This window comes from Enterobacter cloacae complex sp. IR5422 (assembly GCF_049238165.1).
Classification (GTDB): domain Bacteria; phylum Pseudomonadota; class Gammaproteobacteria; order Enterobacterales; family Enterobacteriaceae; genus Enterobacter; species Enterobacter roggenkampii.
In genome coordinates this window covers 1-5,771 of sequence record NZ_JBMKHT010000092.1, presented here as the reverse complement: position 1 = coordinate 5,771, position 5,771 = coordinate 1, and the positions used below count along the sequence as shown (strand labels likewise).

Below are 5,771 nucleotides of genomic sequence, written 5' to 3'. Positions count from 1 at the left end.
CAAAATCAGCCACGAAGAGACGATTTTGGGCTGAAAATTGGAAAATTGAGCCACAGGACGTCGATAAAGGACGGTTTGGGGCGTCATATCGGGAGCTGCGGACCACTTAATCGCAACTTCCTTAACTTGCTGTGATTTTGGTCATTGCTCGGGAAGCTTCAGAAAGTTAAAGTAAAAATTATGTTCCTAAAATGTATGCGCAGGCCTGCATAACAATGATGAATAAATCCAATTTTGAGTTCCTGAAGGGCGTGAACGATTTCACCTATGCCATTGCATGTGCGGCGGAAAATAACTACCCGGATGATCCCAATACTGCGCTGGTAAAAATGCGTATGTTTGGCGAAGCGACGGCAAAACATCTTGGTCTGCTGCTGGATATTCCTCCCTGTGAAAATCAGCACGAACTCCTGCGTGAGCTTGGAAAAATTGCCTTCGTTGACGACAGCATTCTTTCCGTGTTCCATAAATTACGTCGTATTGGTAACCAGGCTGTCCACGAATACCATAACGATCTTGATGATGCTCAGATGTGCTTACGGCTAGGTTTTCGGCTGGGCGTCTGGTACTACCGTTTGGTTACGAAAGATTATGACTTCCCTGTGCCTGTTTTTGTTTTACCGGAGCGCGGAGAAAATCTTTACCGTCAGGAAGTACTGACGTTAAAACAAAAGCTAGAAGAGCAGTCACGTGAGAAAGCACTCAGTCAGGCTGAACTCGAAGCACAGCAGCAGAAACTGATTGCTCTGAACGGTTATATTGCCATTCTTGAAGGTAAGCAGCAGGAAACTGAAGCACAGACATTGGCTCGTTTCTCAGCACTGGAAGCGCAGTTAGCTGAGAAAAATGCGAAGCTGGCTAAGCTCACGGAACAGGAAAGAAAAGCCTACCATAAAGAAATTACCGACCAGGCCGTCAAGCGTACACTGAATCTCAGTGAAGAGGAGAGTCGCTTCCTGATTGACGCTCAGTTACGTAAAGCGGGTTGGCAGGCGGATAGTAAAATGCTGCGCTTTGCCAAAGGTGCTCGCCCGGAACCGGGTATTAATAAAGCGATTGCCGAATGGCCTACGGGCGTAGATGAAACGGGTAAGCAAGGATTTGCGGATTATGTTCTGTTCGTTGGCCTCAAGCCCATCGCCGTTGTCGAAGCAAAACGTAAAAATATTGATGTTCCCGGCAAGCTGAATGAGGCTTATCGATACAGTAAATATTTCGATAATGCGTTTTTGCGCGATACGCTTCTGGAGCAATTTACCCCCGACGATATACACGAAACCCTACCGGTTTACGAAATCAGCTGGCAAGATACCAGCGGCACACAGCGTTTTAAAATCCCCTTTTGCTACTCCACCAACGGGCGTGAATACCGCGCGGCAATGAAGACCAAAAGCGGAATCTGGTATCGCGACGTCCGCCACACCACCAATATGTCGAAAGCGCTGCCGGAATGGCATCGCCCGGAAGAGCTGCTGGATATGCTGGGCAGCGACCCGCAAAAACAGAATCAGTGGTTTGCCGATAACCCCGGAATGAGCGAACTGGGTCTGCGTTATTACCAGGAGGATGCCGTTCGCGCGGTAGAGAAGGCCATTGTTAACGGCCAACAAGAGATCCTGCTGGCAATGGCGACCGGTACCGGTAAAACCCGTACCGCCATCGCCCTGATGTTCCGCCTGATCCAGTCGCAGCGTTTCAAACGCGTCTTGTTCCTGGTTGATCGTCGCTCGCTCGGCGAGCAGGCGCTGGGATCGTTTGAAGATACACGGATTAACGGCGACACTTTTAACAGCATTTTCGATATCAAAGGATTGACTGATAAATTCCCGGAAGACAGCACCAAAATTCACGTCGCCACGGTTCAGTCGCTGGTTAAACGCACGTTGCAATCAGATGAACCGATGCCGGTCGGCCGTTACGACTGTATTGTCGTCGATGAAGCACACCGCGGTTACATTCTCGATAAAGAGCAGACCGAAGGCGAGCTGCAGTTTCGCAGCCAGCTGGATTACGTTTCCGCCTACCGTCGCATTCTCGACCACTTCGATGCATTAAAAATTGCCCTGACCGCCACGCCAGCCCTGCACACGGTTGATATTTTCGGCGAACCAGTTTACCGCTACACCTACCGTACGGCGGTGATCGACGGCTACCTGATCGATCAGGATCCGCCCATTCAGATCGTTACCCGCAACGCGCAGGATGGGGTCTATCTTTCCGAGGGCGAACAGGTGGAACGCCTGAACACGCAAGGCGAGCTGATCAACGACACGCTGGCTGACGATCAGGATTTTGAGGTTGCCGATTTTAACCGCGGCCTGGTGATCCCGGCGTTTAACCGTGCGGTATGCGGTGAGCTCACCAAATACCTGGATCCCACCGGACAGCAAAAAACGCTGGTGTTCTGCGTCACCAACGCCCATGCCGACATGGTGGTTGACGAGCTGCGCACCGCGTTTAAGAAAAAGTATCCGCAGCTGGAGCACGACGCGATTATCAAGATCACCGGTGATGCCGATAAAGACGCGAAGAAAGTGCAAAGCATGATCGTCCGCTTCAACAAAGAGCGGCTACCCAATATCGTGGTCACGGTTGACCTGCTGACCACCGGCGTGGATATTCCGTCTATCTGTAATATTGTGTTCCTGCGCAAAGTCAAAAGCCGCATTCTCTACGAGCAGATGAAGGGTCGTGCCACGCGTCTGTGCCCGTCGGTGGGGAAAACCAGCTTTAAGATTTTCGACTGTGTTGATATCTACAGCTCGCTGGAAAGCGTCGATACCATGCGCCCGGTGGTTGTGCGTCCACAGGTGGAACTGCAAACGCTGGTCAATGAAATTACCGACTCAGAAACCTACAAAACCATTGAAGCGGATGGCCGCAGTTTTGCCGAGCACAGCCATGAACAGCTGGTCGCCAAGCTGCAGAGAATCATTGGCCTCGCCACTTATAATCGCGATCGCAGCGAAGCGGTGGATAAGCAGGTCCGCCGTCTGGATGAACTGTGCATGGATGCCGCAGGCGTAAACTTCGGCGGCCTGGCTTCGCGCCTGCGGGAAAAAGGACCGCACTGGAGCGCCGAGATTTTCAATAAGCTCCCCGGCTTTATCGCCCGCCTGGAAAGGCTGAAAACCGATATCAACGCCCTGCGCGAGGCCCCTATTTTCCTCGATATCGACGATGAGGTGGTGAGCGTCAAATCGCTGTATGGCGATTACGACACACCGCAGGATTTCCTGGAAGCGTTTGATGCGCTGGTGCAGCGTTCCCCTAACGCCCAGCCCGCGCTGCAGGCGGTGATCAATCGCCCGCGCGACCTCACTCGTAAAGGGCTGGTGGAATTGCAGGAGTGGTTTGACCGCCAGCATTTTGAAGAGTCCTCTCTGCGCAGCGCGTGGAAAGAGACGCGCAACGAAGATATTGCCGCCAGGCTGATTGGCCATATCCGCCGTGCGGCGGTGGGCGATGCGCTCAAACCGTTCGACGAGCGTGTCGATCACGCGCTGTCACGTATCAAGGGCGAGAATGACTGGAGTGATGAACAACTAAGCTGGCTCGACCGTTTAGCGCAGGCGCTCAAAGAGAAAGTGGTGCTCGACGACGACGTCTTCAAAACCGGCAATTTCCACCGTCGCGGCGGTAAACCAATGTTACAGCGCACCTTTGACGACAACCTCGACAGCGTGCTGGATAAGTTCAGCGATTACATCTGGGATGAGCTCGCCTGACGCGTTATCATCCCCCGGCAATTTCTTCTTCTGCGGCCCCGATAAGGGCCGCTGTTTTATATGGGATCTTCAATGAACAATAACGATCTGGTCGCCAAACTGTGGAAACTGTGTGACAACCTGCGCGACGGCGGCGTCTCTTATCAAAACTACGTCAATGAACTCGCCTCGCTGCTGTTTTTGAAAATGTGCAAAGAGACCGGCCAGGAAGCGGACTACCTGCCGGAAGGCTACCGCTGGGATGACCTGAAATCGCGTATTGGCCAGGATCAGATGCAGTTCTACCGAAACCTGCTGGTTCAGTTAGGCTCAGATGAGAAAAAGCTGGTGCAGGCGGTATTCCATAATGTCAGCACCACCATTGAACAGCCCAAACAGCTGACGGAACTGGTCAGCTATATGGACGCGCTGGACTGGTACAATGGCGACCACGGCAAGTCCCGCGACGACTTCGGCGATATGTACGAAGGGCTGCTGCAGAAGAACGCTAACGAAACCAAATCCGGCGCGGGCCAGTACTTCACCCCACGTCCGCTGATCAAAACCATTATCCATCTGCTGAAGCCGCAGCCGCGTGAAGTTGTGCAGGATCCGGCCGCCGGGACCGCGGGCTTCCTGATTGAAGCCGACCGTTACGTGAAGTCACAGACTAACGATCTGGATGACCTTGATGGCGACACCCAGGATTTCCAGATCCACCGCGCGTTTATCGGCCTCGAACTGGTGCCCGGCACCCGTCGTCTGGCGCTGATGAACTGTCTGCTGCATGATATTGAAGGTAACCTCGACCACGGCGGTGCCATCCGTCTGGGCAACACGCTGGGCAGCGACGGCGAGAATTTACCGCAGGCCGATATCGTCGCCACCAACCCGCCTTTTGGCAGCGCCGCGGGCACCAACATTACCCGCACCTTCGTGCACCCGACCAGCAACAAACAGCTGTGCTTTATGCAGCATATCATTGAAACCCTGCGCCCCGGCGGCCGCGCGGCGGTAGTCGTGCCGGATAACGTCCTGTTTGAAGGCGGCAAAGGCACAGATATTCGTCGCGACCTGATGGACAAATGCCATCTGCACACCATTCTGCGCCTGCCGACCGGCATCTTTTACGCCCAGGGCGTCAAAACCAATGTGCTGTTCTTTACCAAAGGCACGGTTGCCAATCCAAATCAGGATAAAAACTGCACCGACGACGTGTGGGTGTATGACCTGCGTACCAATATGCCGAGCTTCGGCAAGCGAACGCCGTTTACCGAGCAGCACCTGCAGCCGTTTGAAACCGTCTACGGCGAAGATCCGCACGGCTTAAGCCCGCGTAACGAGGGTGAGTGGAGCTTTAACGCCGAAGAGAGCGAAGTCGCCGACAGCGAAGAGAACAAAAACACCGACCAGCACCAGGCGACCAGCCGCTGGCGTAAGTTCAGCCGAGAATGGATCCGCACGGCAAAATCCGATTCACTGGATATCTCCTGGCTGAAGGATAAGGACAGCATCGACGCCGACAGTCTGCCGGAGCCGGACGTGCTGGCGGCAGAAGCGATGGGTGAGCTGGTACAGGCGTTGGGCGAATTGGATGCGCTGATGCGTGAGCTGGGCGCAGGCGATGAGGCGGATGCGCAGCGTCAGTTGCTGAATGAAGCGTTTGGTGAGGTGAAGGCATGAGTGAGGGGAAATTGCCGGAGGGGTGGGTAAAAAGCGAGCTGGATAATATACTTCTTACTATTATTGGCGGAGGTACCCCAAGCAAAGCAATCCCTGAGTATTATCAAGGGGATATTCCATGGATGAGTGTCAAGGATATGAATAAACATACCCTTACAGATACTATCGATCATATTACCAATGATGCAGTAGAAAATAGCAGTACAAATATAATTCCTGCGGGGACACCAATTATTGCGACTCGTATGAGCTTGGGAAGGTGCGAATAAGTCCGAGATGTGAGATCATCGTGTTGTAACCTGAACCCAGAATGAGTAACCGGATGAGCCAGCAACTGACTTTTGCCGACAGTGAGTTTTCCAGTAAACGCCGCCAGACCCG

At 53.3% G+C, this 5,771-nt stretch carries 3 protein-coding genes; all 3 read left to right on the top strand.

The window, feature by feature from the left end; genetic code table 11:
- The first annotated feature begins 215 nt into the window (after positions 1-215).
- The 3 genes from hsdR to ACOTXT_RS22105 all read left to right on the top strand — a co-directional run bounded on the left by hsdR (position 216) and on the right by ACOTXT_RS22105 (position 5,659).
- A complete protein-coding gene (gene hsdR, locus ACOTXT_RS22115; RefSeq protein WP_055321661.1) occupies positions 216-3,728 on the top strand; it encodes a type I restriction-modification system endonuclease in 3,513 nt (1,170 codons plus the stop codon).
- A gap of 72 nt (positions 3,729-3,800) precedes the next feature.
- Positions 3,801-5,390 (top strand): type I restriction-modification system methyltransferase, encoded by a 1,590-nt coding sequence (hsdM, locus tag ACOTXT_RS22110; RefSeq protein WP_055321660.1) that lies wholly within the window; start codon positions 3,801-3,803, stop codon positions 5,388-5,390.
- Positions 5,387-5,659, top strand: coding sequence for a restriction endonuclease subunit S (locus tag ACOTXT_RS22105; protein ID WP_421625458.1), 273 nt, complete (start codon positions 5,387-5,389; stop codon positions 5,657-5,659). The genes hsdM and ACOTXT_RS22105 overlap by 4 nt, the downstream gene beginning before the upstream one ends.
- The last annotated feature ends 112 nt before the right edge of the window (positions 5,660-5,771 follow it).

Excerpts from the sequence above, each read along its gene's own strand:
- ACOTXT_RS22105 (WP_421625458.1), top strand. The coding sequence starts at position 5,387 with ATGAGTGAGGGGAAATTGCCGGAGGGGTGGGTAAAAAGCGAGCTGGAT.
- hsdM (WP_055321660.1), top strand. The coding sequence starts at position 3,801 with ATGAACAATAACGATCTGGTCGCCAAACTGTGGAAACTGTGTGACAAC.
- hsdR (WP_055321661.1), top strand. The coding sequence starts at position 216 with ATGATGAATAAATCCAATTTTGAGTTCCTGAAGGGCGTGAACGATTTC.